General features: G+C 68.6%; 12 protein-coding genes. 7 read left to right on the forward strand and 5 right to left on the reverse strand.

What is annotated here, in order from left to right; all coding sequences use genetic code 11:
• The first annotated feature begins 2 nt into the window (after nucleotides 1-2).
• Nucleotides 3-662: a response regulator gene (locus tag IPG61_11630; GenBank protein ID MBK6734720.1), complete on the forward strand. Its 660-nt coding sequence runs from the start codon at nucleotides 3-5 to the stop codon at nucleotides 660-662.
• Nucleotides 663-692: 30 nt separating this feature from the next.
• Here IPG61_11630 and IPG61_11635 read toward each other — a convergent pair whose 3' ends face one another.
• Complete coding sequence (locus IPG61_11635; GenBank protein MBK6734721.1) at nucleotides 693-2114, reverse strand: MATE family efflux transporter; 1422 nt, start codon at nucleotides 2112-2114, stop codon at nucleotides 693-695.
• 91 nt (nucleotides 2115-2205) lie between these two features.
• Between IPG61_11635 and aroA the strand changes: the two genes are divergently transcribed.
• From aroA to IPG61_11650, 3 genes are all read left to right on the forward strand, one after another.
• The gene (aroA, locus tag IPG61_11640) at nucleotides 2206-3549 is read left to right on the forward strand and encodes a 3-phosphoshikimate 1-carboxyvinyltransferase (protein ID MBK6734722.1); all 1344 of its coding nucleotides are present in this window, start codon (nucleotides 2206-2208) and stop codon (nucleotides 3547-3549) included.
• Nucleotides 3550-3733: 184 nt separating this feature from the next.
• Nucleotides 3734-5002 (forward strand): tyrosine--tRNA ligase, encoded by a 1269-nt coding sequence (locus tag IPG61_11645; protein MBK6734723.1) that lies wholly within the window; start codon nucleotides 3734-3736, stop codon nucleotides 5000-5002.
• 847 nt (nucleotides 5003-5849) lie between these two features.
• Nucleotides 5850-6401, forward strand: a complete 552-nt coding sequence (locus IPG61_11650; GenBank protein MBK6734724.1) for a TlpA family protein disulfide reductase — start codon at nucleotides 5850-5852, stop codon at nucleotides 6399-6401.
• Nucleotides 6402-6562: 161 nt separating this feature from the next.
• Here IPG61_11650 and IPG61_11655 read toward each other — a convergent pair whose 3' ends face one another.
• The 3 genes from IPG61_11655 to IPG61_11665 all read right to left on the reverse strand — a co-directional run bounded on the left by IPG61_11655 (nucleotide 6563) and on the right by IPG61_11665 (nucleotide 10288).
• Nucleotides 6563-8083 carry an OmpA family protein gene (locus tag IPG61_11655; protein ID MBK6734725.1) on the reverse strand — a complete coding sequence of 507 codons (1521 nt, stop codon included), beginning with the start codon at nucleotides 8081-8083 and terminating at the stop codon, nucleotides 6563-6565.
• A gap of 152 nt (nucleotides 8084-8235) precedes the next feature.
• Complete coding sequence (locus IPG61_11660; GenBank protein MBK6734726.1) at nucleotides 8236-8379, reverse strand: hypothetical protein; 144 nt, start codon at nucleotides 8377-8379, stop codon at nucleotides 8236-8238.
• A gap of 154 nt (nucleotides 8380-8533) precedes the next feature.
• A complete protein-coding gene (locus IPG61_11665; GenBank protein ID MBK6734727.1) occupies nucleotides 8534-10288 on the reverse strand; it encodes an ABC transporter ATP-binding protein in 1755 nt (584 codons plus the stop codon).
• 331 nt (nucleotides 10289-10619) lie between these two features.
• Here IPG61_11665 and asnB point away from each other — a divergent pair, with 331 nt between their 5' ends.
• The 3 genes from asnB to IPG61_11680 are packed head-to-tail and all read left to right on the forward strand — an operon-like array spanning nucleotide 10620 to nucleotide 14483.
• Nucleotides 10620-12458 carry an asparagine synthase (glutamine-hydrolyzing) gene (gene asnB, locus IPG61_11670; GenBank protein ID MBK6734728.1) on the forward strand — a complete coding sequence of 613 codons (1839 nt, stop codon included), beginning with the start codon at nucleotides 10620-10622 and terminating at the stop codon, nucleotides 12456-12458.
• Between the two features lie 31 nt (nucleotides 12459-12489).
• Nucleotides 12490-13050 (forward strand): serine acetyltransferase, encoded by a 561-nt coding sequence (locus IPG61_11675; protein ID MBK6734729.1) that lies wholly within the window; start codon nucleotides 12490-12492, stop codon nucleotides 13048-13050.
• On the forward strand, nucleotides 13047-14483 hold the full coding sequence (locus tag IPG61_11680; GenBank protein MBK6734730.1) for an O-antigen ligase family protein: 1437 nt from the start codon (nucleotides 13047-13049) through the stop codon (nucleotides 14481-14483). The genes IPG61_11675 and IPG61_11680 overlap by 4 nt, the downstream gene beginning before the upstream one ends.
• Before the next feature lie 57 nt (nucleotides 14484-14540).
• Here IPG61_11680 and IPG61_11685 read toward each other — a convergent pair whose 3' ends face one another.
• A complete protein-coding gene (locus tag IPG61_11685) occupies nucleotides 14541-15884 on the reverse strand; it encodes a phenylacetate--CoA ligase family protein (protein MBK6734731.1) in 1344 nt (447 codons plus the stop codon).
• Nucleotides 15885-16144: the final 260 nt, after the last annotated feature.

Below are 16144 nucleotides of genomic sequence, written 5' to 3' on the forward strand. Positions count from 1 at the left end.
TCGTGAGCGACGACGGCATGGGCATGGACGAACGCACCAGCCGCCACATCTTCGAGCCGTTCTACACGACAAAGATCGCGGGCAAGGGCACCGGCCTGGGCCTGGCGACCGTGAAGGGGATCGTCGACCAGAACGGCGGCTACATCGACCTGGAGAGCGCACCGGGACGGGGGGCGACATTCAACATCCTGCTGCCGCGTACCCTGGTCGAGCCTGCGATCGAGCCGGTCCCCGAGCTGCCCGTGAACCTGTCCGAGGGCGGTACGGTCCTGCTGGTCGAGGACGACGACCGCCTGCGCGAGCTGACCGGCGCCCTGCTGGCCAAGTTCGGCTTCACGGTGCTGTCGGCGGCCACGCCGCTGGCGGCCCTGCAGGTCTACCAGAAGAACCCCGATGCGTTCCGGCTGCTGGTGACCGACATCGTGATGCCGGGCATGAACGGGCGTGAGCTGCACGAGTGCCTGGCCGAACTGCGGCCGGGACTGCGGGCCGTGTTCATGTCGGGCTACGCGGAGCAGGGCATCATCGATCCGGGCTCGCTGAAGCCCGGCCTCGCGTTCCTGCCCAAGCCCTTCCATCGCGCCGACCTCGAGCGCGCCATCCGCTCCGCACTCGGGGCCGCGGTGGCCGAACATCCCCGGCGGGCAGCCGGCGGCGACTGACGGCCGGGGGCCGCCGGCGATCCGCGGATCTCACCCGAAGATGCGTGCGTGCTGCCACTTTCCCGAGACGAAGCGGCGCCACAGGAACCAGCCCTGGAGCAGGTAGCAGAGGCTGGCGCCCATCCAGGCGGTGATCACGTTGCCGCCGCTCGCGACGACCAGGTACCAGGTCAGCGGGATGAACATGCCCCACATCAGGATGGCGGTGACGATCATCGCGTAGCGCGTGTCGCCCGCGCCCTGCAGGATGCCGCTGCTGACCATGCGCACGCCGTCGAAGTACTGGAAGACGGCTGCCGCCACGGCCAGCGACGGTCCCAGCGCCAGGATCAGCGGGTCGTTCGTGAACACGCCGAAGATGTGGTCGCGCAGCGCCACCATGATCACCGCCAGCAGCAGCGAATAGTAGGCGCCCAGCTTGTACACCTGGCGACCGTAGTGCGTGGCGCGTCCGGGGTCGCCGGCGCCCAGGCAGTTGCCGGTCAGCACGCCGGCGGCCATGGTCAGGCCCCACAGCGGCATGAAGCTGAACGACAACAGCTGGATCGTGATCTGCGAGGCGGCCAGCGGCACGGCGCCGGCGGTGCCGACGAAGATCGAGAACATGACGAAGCCGCCCATGTCGACGAAGTTCTCGCCCGCGGCGGGGCTGCCCACGCGCACGAGCCGCGCCAGGGCGTGGCGGTCGGGCCACCGCGCACGGTGGATGCGATAGCGGGCCCGCAGGCTGGGCGCCAGGGCGAACCCGACCAAGGCCGCAGCATTGACGAAGGTGCCGATGCTGGTGGCGATCGAGGCACCCTTGATGCCCATGGCCGGCACGGCCAGCCAGGTGACGCCGCCCAGGGTGAAGCCCGACCAGCCGAAGATGAGCCAGATGTCGAGCACCACGTTGACCAGGTTGCCGAGCAGGCCGCACCACATGGGCACGCGCACATCGCGCCGCCCGGCAAAGAACCCGGTGACGGCGAACGACACCTGCGTGGCGACCGCGCTCACGCTGCGCCACTGGATGTAGGTGTAGGTCAGCGCCTGCACCTCGGCGGGGTTGCGCGTCCACGGCAGCACCAGGTAGCTGTACCAGCCGGCGAAGGTGAGCAGCACGCCGGTCAGCAGCGCGATGTACAGGCCCTGCCAGGCGTAGTGTCCCACCAGTTCGTCGTCGCCGCCGCCGTGCGCCTGCGCGACGAAGGTGCCGCTGATGCGGCTGAGGTTGTTGAACAGCGAGTAGCCGCACCAGGTGATCATGCCGCCCAGGCCGGCGGCCGCCAGCGAGGCGCTGTCGACCCGCCCGAGCAGGGCCGTGTCGACGGTCCACATCATGGTCTGCGAGAGCATCGTCAGGATGTTCGGCAGTGCGAGGGCCATGATCTCGCGCCCGTCGTGGACGCGCAGAAGGGACGCCGCAGTGGGGCGTCCGCGGGTCATCGCGGCGTTCGAATCCGGGTTCATCGCGGGTCTTCCGGCGAAGGGCTTGCCAAAGGTCCCGCGTAATCTAAGATGGCGTGAGCCCGTGGCCAAACGCCGAACTCCGGAGGCAGTGATGAACCGTCCCCTCGCGCGCGCGACAGCGCCCCTGCGCGGCGGGCTGACCGTGCCCGGCGACAAGTCGATCTCGCATCGCGTGGTCCTGCTGTCCCTGCTGGCCGACGGCCCCTGCCGGGCCACGGGCTGGCTGGACAGCGCCGACACGCGCAGCAGCCTCGAGGCCGTGCGCGCCCTCGGCGCCGTCGCGCACCTGGTCGGCGACGAACTGACGATCACGCCGCCGCCGGCCAGGCCGGTGCAGGACCTGGCCATCGACTGCGGCAACAGCGGCACCACGGCGCGGCTGCTCATGGGCCTGCTTGCGGGCTGGCTCAGGGCGGGCGACGGCGCCGTCACGCTGACGGGCGACGCCTCGCTGTGCGGGCGCCCCATGGGGCGCGTCGTCGAACCGCTGCGGCGCATGGGCGCCGACCTTGCCTGGGCCGGGGAGCACGGGCTCCTGCCGGTGGTCGTGCGGGGCGCGGCGCTGCGCGGTTGCGACCACGCGCTGCCGGTGGCCTCGGCGCAGGTGAAGTCTGCCCTGCTGCTGGCGGGCCTCGGCGCGGCGGGCGTCACGACGGTGCGCGGCGCCGACGGTTCGCGCGACCATACCGAACTGATGCTGCGGGGGCTGGGCGTGCCCGTGACCGGAACGCCGGAGGCGCCTGCGGTCGCGGGCCCGCGCAGCCTGGCCTCATTCTCCGCCACGGTGCCGGGCGACCCTTCGTCGGCCGCGTTCTTCCAGGTGGCCGCCGCGGCGGCGCCGGGCTCAGAGGTCACCGTGCACGGGCAGTCGCTCAACCCCACGCGCATCGGCGCGCTGGCCGTGCTGGCGCGCGCCGGGGCAGGTGTCGTGTTCGCTGCGGCCGCCGGCGTGAACGCAGCCGCGGGCGGCGAACCCCGCGGGGACGTGTGCGTGCGCGCGGGGCGCCTCTCGGCGTTCACCGTCGAAGGCCACGAGGTGCCGTCGCTCGTCGACGAGATCCCGGCGCTGGCGGTGTTGGCCACGCAGTGCGCCGGCCGCTCCGTCTTCCGCGGCGCGGGCGAGCTGCGCGTGAAGGAATCCGACCGGCTGTCGCTCCTGGCGCGCAACCTGCGACGATTGGGCGCGACGATCACGGAGACCGAAGACGGCCTCGTGATCGACGGCCCCTGTTCGCTGCAGGGCGGCGCGCCCGGTGCGCCACTCGAGCTCGAAACCGCCGGCGACCATCGCATCGCGATGGCGATGGCCGTCGCATCTTTGTTTACTAAAGGTGAAACCGCACTTGATGACGAGGGCTGTGTAGCGGTATCATTCCCGGGATTCTTCAGCGTCATGGAGCGCCTGCTCGACGGAGGCGCGCGGCCACGGCCCTGAAGGCCGTCCGTTCGACGGTGGAAGGCTCGCCCTCGGGCGCAGTCTTGTCAGGACCACCAGAGGGACGGGCGGCCTCCGGGGCCGTGCCTGTACAAATGGTTCCCGCACGAGGGTTCCCGCTTGCCGGCTCCCACTCAATGGTTCCCACCAGCGGCCGGCCGCGCGGCGGCGGGCCCACGCATGGATGGTTAACGCCATGACTACGCGCCCCGACTTTCCCGACTACCTCGCCGAGATGAAATGGCGCGGCTTCTTCGAGCAGTGCACCGACGAGGCCGCGCTGCAGGAAGCCATGGCCGCCGGCTCCCTGACCGGCTACGCGGGATTCGATCCGACGGCCGACAGCCTGCACGTGGGCAGCCTCGTGCCCATCATGGGGCTCGTGCACCTGCAGCGTCACGGCCACCGGCCCATCGCGATCGTCGGCGGCGGCACGGCGATGGTCGGCGACCCCAGCGGCAAGACCGAGCTGCGGCGCATGCTGACGGTGGCGGACATCGACCTGAACCTGGTCGGCATCCGCGCCCAGCTGGGGCGCTTCATCCGGCTGGGCGACGGCCCCGCCGACGGCCTGATGATCAACAACGCCGACTGGCTGCGGGACAAGGGCTACATCGAGTTCCTGCGCGACGTCGGCCGGCACTTCAGCGTCAACCAGATGCTGACGCGCGACTCGGTGAAGACCCGCATGGAAACGGGGCTCAGCTTCCTCGAGTTCAACTACATGATCCTGCAGGCCTACGACTTCCTGATGCTCAACCGCGACTACGACTGCCGGCTGCAGGTGGGCGGCAGCGACCAGTGGGGGAACATCTGCTCGGGTATCGACCTCTGCCGCCGCGTGAGCCGCGCCGAGGTCTTCGGCCTGACGTACCCGCTCATCGCCACCGCCAGCGGCGAGAAGATGGGCAAGACGGCCGCCGGCGCCGTCTGGCTCGACGCCGGCCGCACCAGTCCCTACGAGTTCTTCCAGTACTGGGTGAACGTCGACGACCGCGACGTCAGCCGGTTCCTGCGGATGTACACGCTGCTGTCGCCGGCGCGCATCACCGAGCTCGAGGGCCTGCAGGGCGCCGACATCCGCACCGCGAAGGCCGCGCTGGCCCGGGAAGTCACCACCCTGGTGCACGGCGCCGACGCCGCTGCCGCGGCCGAGAGCGCCGCGCGCGCGGCCTTCGGCGGCGGCGGCGATGCGGAGTCCATCCCCTCGAGCCGGCATGCGGCGAGCGAATTCGCCGGCGATGGGCTGGCATTGCTGGATGTGCTGACGGGCGTCGGGCTGGTCGAGAGCAAGGGCGAGGCCCGGCGGCTGGTGCGCCAGGGCGGGGTCCGCGTGAACGGCGAGGCCGTGGCCGACGAGCAGCGCCGCCTGACCGCGGCCGACGTGCAGGACGGCCGCATCGTCCTGCAGCTGGGCAAGAAGCGGCACCACCACCTGCGCCTGGGGGAGTGAGGCCCTCCGCCGGCGCCGGTTGCGGAGCCGGGTGGGGGGAACGATCATGCCCGGGCGGTGTAGAACTTTCTTTACGCGCGGCGCGCCGCCAAGCGGCCCGGCCGTACCCGATTCCATCCGTTGAAAGGATCCCGTGATGCCCCGTCCCCACCTCCTGCCTGCCGGTCGTCGCGGCGGGGTCCTCACGGTCGCCGTCATCGCCTTGACCGGGCTGGTGGCCTGTGCCGCCGCGCGCACTCCCGAAGCGACGTCCGCCGACCCGGCCACCGCCTACACCGCCGCGCGCGAGGAAGCGGCGCGCCGGCTGGAGTCCCTGAAGGCGTACGACATTGCCGGGACCATCCGCGTGGAGAACGTGCCGGCCGGCGGCGGCGAGTCGATGTCGGTGGAGCTCTCGTTCGCCTCGGCGGCCCGCTGGCCGGACCGGCTGCTGGTGACCCAGACCGAGAGCGATGTCGTCCTGAACCTGGGCACGGGGCCTGCGGGATCGTGGTTCCACTACGCGCCCATGCGCGCCGCCTATGCCGGCGCGCCGGTGAAGCTGGGCCGCGACCTGGCCGCAGCGGCGAACATGGAGCTCGACGAGGAACACGTCTTCAATTTCTACGGTGGTCTGGGGCAGCTCCTGCTGCCGGCCGACCGTGCGCCGGTCGAGGCTGCCGTGACCGAGAACGTCAACGTGGGCGGGCGCGACATCGCCTGCCGTGTGTTCAGCCTGCCGGCGCTGGCGCCCGATCCGGCGAATCCCGGCGGCACTCCCGGCGCGAGCCGCTGGTGGCTCGATCCCGAGACCGGTATCTGCGTGAAGGTCGTCGCCGCGACCAGCCTGCAGGGTCGCGCCGGCGACATGACCCAGAACGTCACCTTCACGGTGACGAAGCTGGACGTGGACGGCAGCCCGGCCGACGACCGATTCGCATTCATGGCGCCCGAAGGCCTGCGTGTGGCCGCGACCCTGGAGCAGCTGGCCAATCCCGAATCGATGGCGGGCCAGCCCGCTCCCGACGCCGTGCTGACCGGGCTCGACGGCAAAACCTTCAAGCTGTCCGACCTGCGCGGCAAGGTGGTCTTCCTGGACCTCTGGGCCACCTGGTGCGGTCCCTGCCGCATGGAGATGCCGCACCTCGAGAAGCTGCACAAGGAGCTGGGCGAGCAGGTCGCCTTCGTGGCCGCCAGCAGCGAAGAGCAGACGGTGATCGAGGCGTTCCTGACGCGCACGCCCTACACGATGCGGATCGTGCGCATCGGCGAGGACGACGCGCGCCTGAAGTTCAAGGCCGTGAGCATCCCCACGGGCTTCGTGATCGACAAGGAAGGCGTCATCCGTGCGCACCTGGTCGGGGCGCAGAGCGAGGGGCAGCTTCGGAAGGCCCTGGCTCGGGCCGGGGTCGGTAGCTGAGGTAAGAGTGGGGTGGTTGTACAAGAGGGTCGGCGAACGTCCTCGGGCCTTCGGCCCTGCGGAATGATTCGCCGACCCTCTTGTACAACCACCCCACTCTTACCTTGCACCTACAGTTGCCGGCGCGGAGCCACACCTACAGTCGCCGGCGCAGAGCCCACCTACGGTTGCCGGCGAATTTCTACACGGCGGTTCTTTGCCCGACCTTCGGGCGTGGCGTTGTCGGCGATCGGTGAATCCTCGCCGCGCCCGACAGCGGTCAGCCGCGCCGCCGGCAATCCCATCTCGATGAACGCGCGTCGCACGGACTCGGCCCTCCGGAGGGAGAGCGCCCGATTGGCCTCGGCATCGCCGGATGCGTCGGTGTGGCCGCGGATCTCGACGGCGCCGGGCTCGCCGGCCAGCCAGGCAGCCGCTTCCTCGAGCTGGGCCCGCGCCGACGCCGTCAGGTCGGCGCTGCCGCTGGCGAAGGCGACGCCTTCCAGGGTGAAGTCGGCGGCCGGTTCGGCCACGTGCACGGCGCGATCGGGACTCACCGGAACCGCCTTGAGGCAACCGTCGGCATCGACCAGCGAATCGGGCTCGGTGCCGGGGCAGCGGTCGCGGTCGTCGGGCACGCCGTCGCCGTCGGTGTCCAGGTCGGGGCAGCCGTCGCTGTCGGTGTCGCCGTCGACATCCTCGGGCTGGTCGGGGCAGCGGTCGCGCCCGTCGGGGATGCCGTCACCGTCGTTGTCGAGGTCGGGGCAGCCGTCATCGTCCTGCCAGCCGTCGTGGTCCTCGGCCAGCTGCGGGCACTGGTCGCGGCCGTCGGGGGCGCCGTCGCCGTCGTTGTCGGGGTCGGGGCAGCCGTCGAGGTCGTTGTAGCCGTCGCGATCCTCCGGTTCGGTGGGGCACTGGTCGCGGTCGTCGGGCACGCCGTCGCCGTCGCCGTCGGAGGAGCCCATCCACCAGGTCAGGCCCGCCCAGGCGCTGGTCAGCGCCGTGTTGGCATCCACGTGTTCGGTGCCCCAGATCTCGCTCAGGCCGACGTTGTCGCGGTCGTTGCCCTGCAGCAGCTGGTAGCGGCCGCCGAAGCCCAGGTGCAGCGAGCGGCCCAGGGTAACGTCGAAGCCGAGCCCGAAGCCGAGGGTCGGCGTCGTGGCCGACAACTCGACCTCGTTGCCGTCGGTGTCGTAGCCGCTGATGGTCTCGCCCTCGGGGAACCAGCCGACATCGTCGGGTCCGGTGCGGATCACGCGCCACGATGTCACACCCAGCCCGACCGTCAGCATCGGGCTGATGAATGCGCCCGGCGACAGCCGGTGCTCGAGCTCCAGCATCGGCTGGCTGAGCAGCGTGCGGTACGGCGGTTGCGAGTCGAACGACCAGCCCGCCGATTCGCCGCGCGTGTCGACGCCGTTGCGCACATGGCCCTGCGTCCAGGCGAAGTGCAGGCTCCAGTGTCGGCTCAGCCCGCGACCCAGGCGCAGGCGGCCGAACTGGTCGGCGGCGCTGTAGTCCCAGGCGCCGTCCTGGAGCTTCAGGACGCCGCTCTCGAGGCCCAGGCCCCAGCGGTGGACCGGAACTTCGGCGCCGACCGACGCCAGGGGAACCAGGACTCCGATCCCGGCCACGAGCCACGAAAGGGCCCGGGTCAGGACTGCGTGAGATCGCCGTTGATTCCGTCCGGTCACTTCCTGCATCGTCCGCTCCCTTATCGGTCAGGTCACATTGGCGCGACACCTGATCCTAGCGTTCACGCCGCCATCGTGGCAAGCGGACAAGGGCCGCAAGAAAGAGGACCGCCCACAGGGCGGCCCTCCTGAATCCACGGGTGGAACGTGCGTCCCGATCCCTATTCCATGTGCATGCGCAGGTTGTCGATGACCGTGATCGGCGTCACCGGCGTGGCACTGCCGCGGCCGTTGCTGTAGTCGCCGAACACGCCGAGTTCCAGGCGTCTCGTCTTCAGTTCAGGCTTGCTGTATCTCTTCTTCATGTTTGGTCCTTCCTCCCGCCCGCAAGGGCATCCCCCTGAATCTCGACCATGGGCGCCCTATCGACGCCACCACTGAGCGGTCTATTTCCCTCGCCTAATAGGTTATCCCCAACCCGGGAATGTGTCAAGTTGAATTTATGGGCCGGATTTTGCGCTATGGCAATCCCTGCTGGGATGAATACAGGGATGCATAAAGCCCCGGTGTCGCCATCAGTTGACTGTGGTTGCCGATTTCGACGATCTGGCCGTCGGCCAGCACCACGATCACGTCGAGGTCACGGACCAGCGACAGCCGGTGGGCGATGACGATGGTGGTGCGGCCGCGCATCAGCTCGCGCATGGCCAGCCGCACCGCCTCCTCGCTGGCGGCATCCAGGGCGCTGGTCGGCTCGTCGAGCACGAGGATGCCAGGGTCGCGCAGGAAGGCCCGGGCCAGGGCGATGCGCTGGCGCTGGCCGCCGCTCAGGCGCACGCCGCGTTCGCCGGTCACGGTCTCGAGGCCGGCTGGCAACTGGTCGGCGAAGCCGGTGACCCCCGCCCGTTCGGCGGCCCGGCGCACCGCGGCTTCGTCGGCCCCGGCCAGGCCGAACCGGATGTTCTCGGCCAGGCTGATGTCATGCAGCACCGGCTCCTGCGCGACGAAGGCCATCGCCGCGCGCAGGTCCGCCGGGTCGAAATCGGCATAGGGGCGTCCGTCGAGCAGCAGGCGTCCCTGCGTGGGCGGATACAGGCCCATCAGCAGCCCGGCCAGCGTCGTTTTGCCGGAACCGGAAGGGCCGACCAGGCCGACCCACTGCCCGGCGCCGATCTCGAGGTCGATGCCCCGCAGCACTTCCCGCGCGGCATCGCTGCCGGGCGCGGGGGGATAGCGGAAGTGGACGCCCTCGAGGCGGATGGCCGCCGGTTCGTGGCGCACCGGCGGCACGGCCTCCGCGGGATCGCGCTCGGGGGCCAGGGCGAAGATGTCGTCGAGCCGGGCGGCGGCGGCCGCGGCGCCTTGTCCCTCGGCGTAGAGGCTCGACAGCGAAGCCAGCGGTACGGCCACGCGGAACGCGAGCAGCAGGAAGGCCACCAGCTGGCCGCCCGAGGCCTGGCCGCGCGCCGCCAGCACGAAGCCGTAGACGACCACGCCGATCAGGCAGATCCACAGCGCCATCTGGATCCCCGCCTCGAGCGCCGCCGAGAGCCAGGCGCGACGTTCGCCGTCGCGCTGGTACTCGGCGATCATCGCCTCGAAGCGCCGCTTCTCGTGCCCTTGCGCGTTGTGCACCTTGAGGGTCGCAATGCCGCCGATCGATTCCTGCACCTGGCTGCTGATGCGCCCGAGCCCGTCGTACATGCGCCGCGACAACCCGCGCAGCCGCGTGCCGAACAACCGCACCAGCACCACGGTGGCCGGGATGAGCAGGACCACGACCAGCGTCAGGCGCAGGTTGAGGCGCGACATGAGCGCCAATGCGCCGGCCAGCGTCAGCACGGCGCGGGCGAGGCTGATCAGCCCGCCCGTCAGCACGTACTGGATGGCGCCGACATCGCTGGTCACGCGCGTGGAGAGGTCGCCCGCCTTCTGGCCGCTGAAGAAGAGCGCGGGCAGCTCGAGCAGGTGTGCGAACAGTCGGCGGCGCAGGCGGGTGACGGTAGTCAGCGCCAGGCGGGCCGAGGCGACCGAGAACAGGAACGAGCCGGCCAATTGCGCCAGCAGCAGCAGGCCCATCCACAGGAGCAGGCGGCGGTCGAGGCCCGCCGGGGCGCCCGTGGAGCCCTGGCCGCCGAAGGCGTCGACGAGCCGCCCGGCGACCAGCGGGATGGCCAGGCTGACCGCCGTGGAGACGAGCATGAGCAGGCCGGCTACGGTCAGGAAAAGCTCCTGGCCGCGCAGGAGGGACAGGTAGGGGCGAAGTGTTGACAATCCGCGCATCTTGCGCGAATTAGTGGGAACAGCGGCGCCGGTAGGGGGTATCGGCGTCCCGGGGACAGGTTCGGTAGCAGGCGCGGAACGGCGCAAGGCTCATTTCCTCACTAGGTGCTGCAGATTCCTGAATGCGTGCTGCAGATTCCTGACTGCGTGCTACAGACAGGTACCGGACGGACGATAGGAAGATATCGCGGGGTGTGGGCCCCGCCCAGAACGATTCTGCGGCCCCGATCGGCGACCGCAGATCCCGCGGCCATTCGCGGGCAGATGCCACCGCTTCCGCCGTGCGCGGACACAGGCCCTTGGGCGAAAGGACCGGCGTTTCGTGTGCGGCATTCTCTGCAGCCACCATCGGGACCCTGCCGCGGCAGGCACACCGGCGTTTCGCGCCGGTGAACTGGCGCCGTTGCTCGCGACGATGCGTCACCGCGGCCCCGATGCCTCGGCCAGCCTGGCGCACGGCGGGGCCTGGCTCGGCCACACGCGGCTGGCCATCATCGACCTCGTGAACGGCGACCAGCCGATCCTCAACGAGGACGGTACCGTGGCGGCCATCCTCAACGGCGAGATCTACAATCATCGTGAGCTTCGCGACGACCTGCGCGCACGCGGGCACGTGTTCCGGACGACTTCCGACACCGAAGTGCTCGTGCACCTGTACGAGGAATACGGCGAGGACATGTTCCGCCACCTGCTGGGCATGTTCGCGGCGACGGTGCACGACGAGCGCACGGGGACGCTCCTGGTGGCGCGCGACCGGCTCGGGCAGAAGCCCGTGCTCTACCATACCGCGGGCGAGGCGCTGTACGTGGCCTCGGAACTGAAGGCCCTGGCGCCGCTGCTGGGCCCGGGTCGCCGGCCCGATCCCCAGGCCCTGGCGCTTTACCTCAACTGCATGTACGTCCCGGCGCCGCTGACGATCTTCGCCGGCATCCACAAGCTGCCCCCGGCCCACTACCTGAAGCACGATGCCGCGGGCCTCGTGGTGAGGCCCTATTGGAACCCCGACGCCTGCATCGACTGGTCGCTGACCGAAGCGCAGGCCGTGGACGGCATTCGCGACCTGCTGCACGAGGCCGTCCGGTCGCAGCTCATCGCCGACGTGCCGCTGGGCGTCTTCCTGTCGGGAGGCCTCGATTCCGGCGCCGTCGTGGCGAGCGCCGTGCGCGCCATGTCCGAACCGCCGGCCACGTTCGTCATGGGCATGGGCGACGGGCTGGACGAACGGCCCTGGGCCCGCCTCGTGGCCGACCACTGCGGCACGCGCCACCGCGAACTGTGGGCCGGCGGCAGGCTCGTCGACGACTTCGCCCTGCTGATGGACCACTTCGACGAGCCGTTCGCCGACACCTCGGCGCTGCCCACCTTCCTGCTGGCCCGGGCAGCGCGCGAGCACGTGAAGGTGGTGCTCACCGGCGACGGCGGCGACGAGTTGCTGGCCGGCTACGACTCCTACCTCTGGCAGGCCCGGCAGCGCTCGACCCGGTTCGGCTCGCGACTGGGGCGGCTGCTGGGGCGGGCCGGGGTGGCGCTGCCCTACCCGCGGTCGACCAGCGGACCCTGGCCCCGCCACCACTGGCACCGCATGCGAAGCGTGGTGCCTTCGGGGCACCTTTCCAGCTGGCTCGGGACGCCGGTCCCGTCGCCCGACGGTTTCTGGCGCGACCATCGCTGGTTGCATCTCGCCGATTCGGACCCGCTGTCCATCGCCTTCGAGCACGACTTTAACTATTACCTGCCCGACGACCTGCTCAAGAAGGTCGACATGGCTTCCATGCTCACGGGGCTGGAGTGCCGTTCCCCGTTCCTGGACCACCGCCTCGTCGAATTCTGCTTCCGGATCCCGCCGACGCTGAAGATCGCCGGCGGCGTGCCGAAACACCTGCTGCGCCGGGCGCTGGCCGACGAACTGCCGCGCGCCGTCATCGAGCGTCCCAAGCAGGGCTTCGGTTCGCCGGTCCGCCACTGGGTGCAGGGGCCCCTGCGCGACCTGGCGCGCGACCTGCTGCGCCCGGGCTGCCGCTGCGACGAGTACCTGGACCCGGCGGTTGTGGCTGCGACCTCGGAGCGCTTCTGGAGCGGCGCCGAGGGCGACGACTGGCGCCTGCCGCTGCAGTACTGGAGCCTGCTCACGCTTGAATGGTGGCTCCGGCGCTGGGCTTAGGGTATCGTTGCGCGGTGGCGAAGGAGCCGATGTGTTCGATCACCTGCGGGCGGACATCGCGAGGCTGCGCGAGTACGGGGACCACAGTCCCCTGCCGTGGCTCTATTTCCGCCACCAGGGGCTGTGGGCGTGCGCCTGCTACCGCGCCGGCCGCTGGCTGTCCGACCACCGTTTGTGGCCCGGGCTGCGGCACCTGGTGATGCTGTTCTACCATCTGTGGTGGAAGTCGGTGGAGGTCGCCACCGGCATCTCGATCTCGCCGGACTGCCGCATCGGGCCGGGACTCTACATCGGTCATTTCGGGGGCATCATCCTGCACACCGACGTCGTGATGGGCGCGCGCTGCAACCTCTCGCAGGGCGTGACGATGGGCCTGGCCTGCGTGGACGGCAAGTGGGGCGTGCCGACGGTCGGCGACCGGGTCTACATCGCCCCGGGCGCCAAGGTGATCGGGCCGGTCCACCTGGCGAGCGGCACCGTGGTGGGCGCCAATGCCGTGGTCACGCGCAGCACCGAGGAGAACGCGACAGTGGTGGGAATCCCGGCCAGGGAGATCAACCGCAACGGCAGCGGGGAGTTTATCCGCGCATGACTGAGTCGGGTAGCATTTCGCTCGTCTCTTCGGGCTCGGGGATCGACGGCGCCTCGCGTCCGCAGCCACCACGGCCGCCACGCTATGCCCAGTGCGGGATGCCGGTCTTTCTGGTGTTTCTTGCGTTTGTGGTGGTCCGATACGTACAAGCCGGCGAGCGGATGGACCTGCTGCGGACGATCCGCTTCGAATTCCTGCTCGGTGGAATCTCGATCATTCTCGCCATCGTCCAGATGTCCGGGCGCAAACCCCGCATCGGGACATCACGGGCTTTGCTTATCTCTATCTGCCTCCTGTTCTTCTGCCTGATCATTCAATTGCCGTTTGCAGCTGATCCTGTCATCGCCCGGAGAATTTTCAACGATCGAGCATTCAAGTTTGCCATGCTCGCATTTCTCATCGTGGCTTTCGTTGAATCTCCGACGTACATGAAGTTGTTTCTCGGCGCATTCCTGTTTTCGATCTTCTATATCACACTGGAATCGGTCGAGGGACTGATCAGCGGTGGCCTGTACTGGGAGAACCAGGGGGTGATGAGGCTGCACGGGGCTGTTCCGCTCTATGGACATCCCAACAGCCTGGGGGGCGTGGCATTGGGGACCCTGCCGTACGTGGTCTATCTGTGGCATGAGATCAAACCCTGGTACATGCGCCTGGGGCTGCTTGCGTCGTCCGCGACGGCCATAACCTGCATTATCTACTCGGGTTCACGCACGGCCTACGTTGGTATCGTCGGCCTGGTGCTCTGGATGTTCTATATCTCCGATCGGAAGTGGCGCTTCCTGATCCGTGCGGCGATCGTCGGGACCATAGTGGTCCTGCTCGTGCCGCAGCAGTACATCGAACGCTTCAAGAGCATCGGCGGGCAGGAAAAGGAAGGGAAATCCAAGGAAACCCGCATCGAGATTCTCAGGGATGCCGTGACCATTTTTACCGAGAATCCGCTCGGCATCGGGGTTGCGTCATTCCCCGCCAAGCGCATGGAGAGATTCGGGCGCGAACAGGACACCCACAACCTCTATCTTGAAGTGGCGACGAACCTGGGTATCCAGGGCTTCATCGTGTTCGTGTTCCTTGTCGGATCGATGATGCGCACCTTGCGGCAGGTCGCCATTTCCGTACGACGCCAGCGGGCGCAACTGGCGAAATCAGTCCGCGGCAAGACCTTGACCCCGGCAATGAAGCGCGCAGCACTGGCTCATGACAAGAATCTCAGGCTCTTGATCGCCGTCAGCCATGCGACAGGCGGATTCATCTTTGTCCGCTTGGTACTCGGCTTGTTCGGCATGGACCTGTACGAGATCTACTGGTGGTTCGGCGCCGGCTTGACGATTTCGCTGTCGGGAATGGCAGAGTCCACGCTCATCCGGACCCGGTATCTGGTGGATGTCGTTTCAAGGACTGTCAGCGAACGGGCGGACGTCCGGTTCTAGGGCCGTTGGCGCTTCGTTCGAGGGATCGGCACGATGCCGAGGCCGGGGAGGCCGGCGTCAGGCTCCCAAGCCTTTGATCAGGCGCAACTTGCCCGATTGCTCCCGATGGATTTCATCGACGTATTCAAACGTGACCCGCGCCTCCGGATCAACATGTCCGCGAATACGTTCGATGATGAGATCCTCGCTTGCACGGTCGTAATCGGCTGCGCGAACAATGCGCACGCGGAAGGACTCCAGGTCGACCTGTTCGACCTGAAACTGCTTGATGCCGGTCTGGCGCCGGCGAAGATCCTCGAAGATGTACATGATGAACTCGCCGTGGAACAACTGGCCCTTGCGATTGCGGACGAAATCATAAGCCCGTCCGTGCACACTGCCGAGCACCGCCAGCGTCCGGCCGCAGGCGCACGGTGCAGGAGCCACGAATCCGAAATCGCCCGTGCGATAGCGGATCAGGGGAAATGCCTGGTTGTTCAGCTCCGTCGCGACAATTTCACCTGATTCACCGGGGCCACAGCGGCGGTCTCCGGCGCAGATCTCGATGATCATATTCTCTTCACTGAGGTGAAGGGCGCCGCTGGTGCATTCATGCGCGATAGTGCCCAGTTCACCGCAGCCGTATTCGTTGAAGACGGGCGCGCCGAACACCTCCTCCAGGATCTTGCGGGACGCCGGGTCCAGGACCTCCGAAGTGGTGACGACGGCGCGAGGGGTGTAGGTGAGTCGGCGACCTCTTCCATTCAGGTATCCGGCAAACTCCGTGAGCATGGATACGTAGCCGTAGAAGAAGGGAGGCCGCCGCCGGTTCAGGATCGATTCATAGCGGTCCATGTCGGCTTCCGAGAATGAGAAGGCCGGAATTCGGATCCGGTTGCAGACGGCATCGATCGCCGCGGCACGCCACCTGGCCTTCGATTCCTGGGGGACCCCCCAGAACCGCGCCTGCAGGTCTCCCGCCTGGATTCCGGCCCAACCGTATCCTCGCCAGGTCGCGGCCAGCTCCCAGGCCCAGGCGCTGCGGGTCTTCCAGATGGTGACCGGTTCGCCAGTCGAGCCGCCAGTGGTCTTGGTCGCCAGTCGTCCGAGCCCGGCGCGGGAGCGGAGCGCCTCGGATCGAGTCTGCAGGTCGGACTTGGTCAGGAACGGCAACCGGCCCAGAACCGACAGGGCGGGTTCATCCGGGACTTGGGGTCGGGGTATTCCCTCGAAGAAGGGCACCGTCCCCGAGACGCCATCCAGGAGCGTCGCCAGGCGCCGCGCCTGGAGTGCGTCCAGGTCGGCGCGCGAATTGTACTGGGTGCGTTCCAGGAATCGCAGGTTGCCGCGTACCGGTCCGGCCATGTAGCCGGAAACGGGGTAGTAGACGAAATTGCGGAAGAGGAAAGCTGAACGACTCATGGAAATCCTGTGCGCAGTCTGGCGCAGAGACGACGAACCGTTGACGAATTCCGGATTTTCGGGGATTGTCGGCTGTCAGTTCGGCAAAGTCAATCACCCGCTCGGAACCCCTGTTTCGCGGCTCCGGACGGGTCCAGCCGCGCATTTACTCAATCGCTGCCGCTGACGGTCGATGAGTTGCAGCCGGAACCTGCCGGCAGTGGCTCGGTTCAGCAGTTGCCGCTGGACCGGCCACGGATGGTCGTTCGACAGATGGCGCG

It is taken from the genome of bacterium (assembly GCA_016703265.1).
Classification (GTDB): Bacteria; Krumholzibacteriota; Krumholzibacteriia; order LZORAL124-64-63; family LZORAL124-64-63; genus CAINDZ01.

Excerpts from the sequence above, each read along its gene's own strand:
- IPG61_11660 (MBK6734726.1), bottom strand. The coding sequence starts at position 8,379 with ATGAAGAAGAGATACAGCAAGCCTGAACTGAAGACGAGACGCCTGGAA.
- IPG61_11635 (MBK6734721.1), bottom strand. The coding sequence starts at position 2,114 with ATGAACCCGGATTCGAACGCCGCGATGACCCGCGGACGCCCCACTGCG.
- IPG61_11685 (MBK6734731.1), bottom strand. The coding sequence starts at position 15,884 with ATGAGTCGTTCAGCTTTCCTCTTCCGCAATTTCGTCTACTACCCCGTT.
- IPG61_11645 (MBK6734723.1), top strand. The coding sequence starts at position 3,734 with ATGGTTAACGCCATGACTACGCGCCCCGACTTTCCCGACTACCTCGCC.
- IPG61_11655 (MBK6734725.1), bottom strand. The coding sequence starts at position 8,083 with ATGCAGGAAGTGACCGGACGGAATCAACGGCGATCTCACGCAGTCCTG.
- aroA (MBK6734722.1), top strand. The coding sequence starts at position 2,206 with ATGAACCGTCCCCTCGCGCGCGCGACAGCGCCCCTGCGCGGCGGGCTG.
- IPG61_11650 (MBK6734724.1), top strand. The coding sequence starts at position 5,850 with ATGACCCAGAACGTCACCTTCACGGTGACGAAGCTGGACGTGGACGGC.
- IPG61_11680 (MBK6734730.1), top strand. The coding sequence starts at position 13,047 with ATGACTGAGTCGGGTAGCATTTCGCTCGTCTCTTCGGGCTCGGGGATC.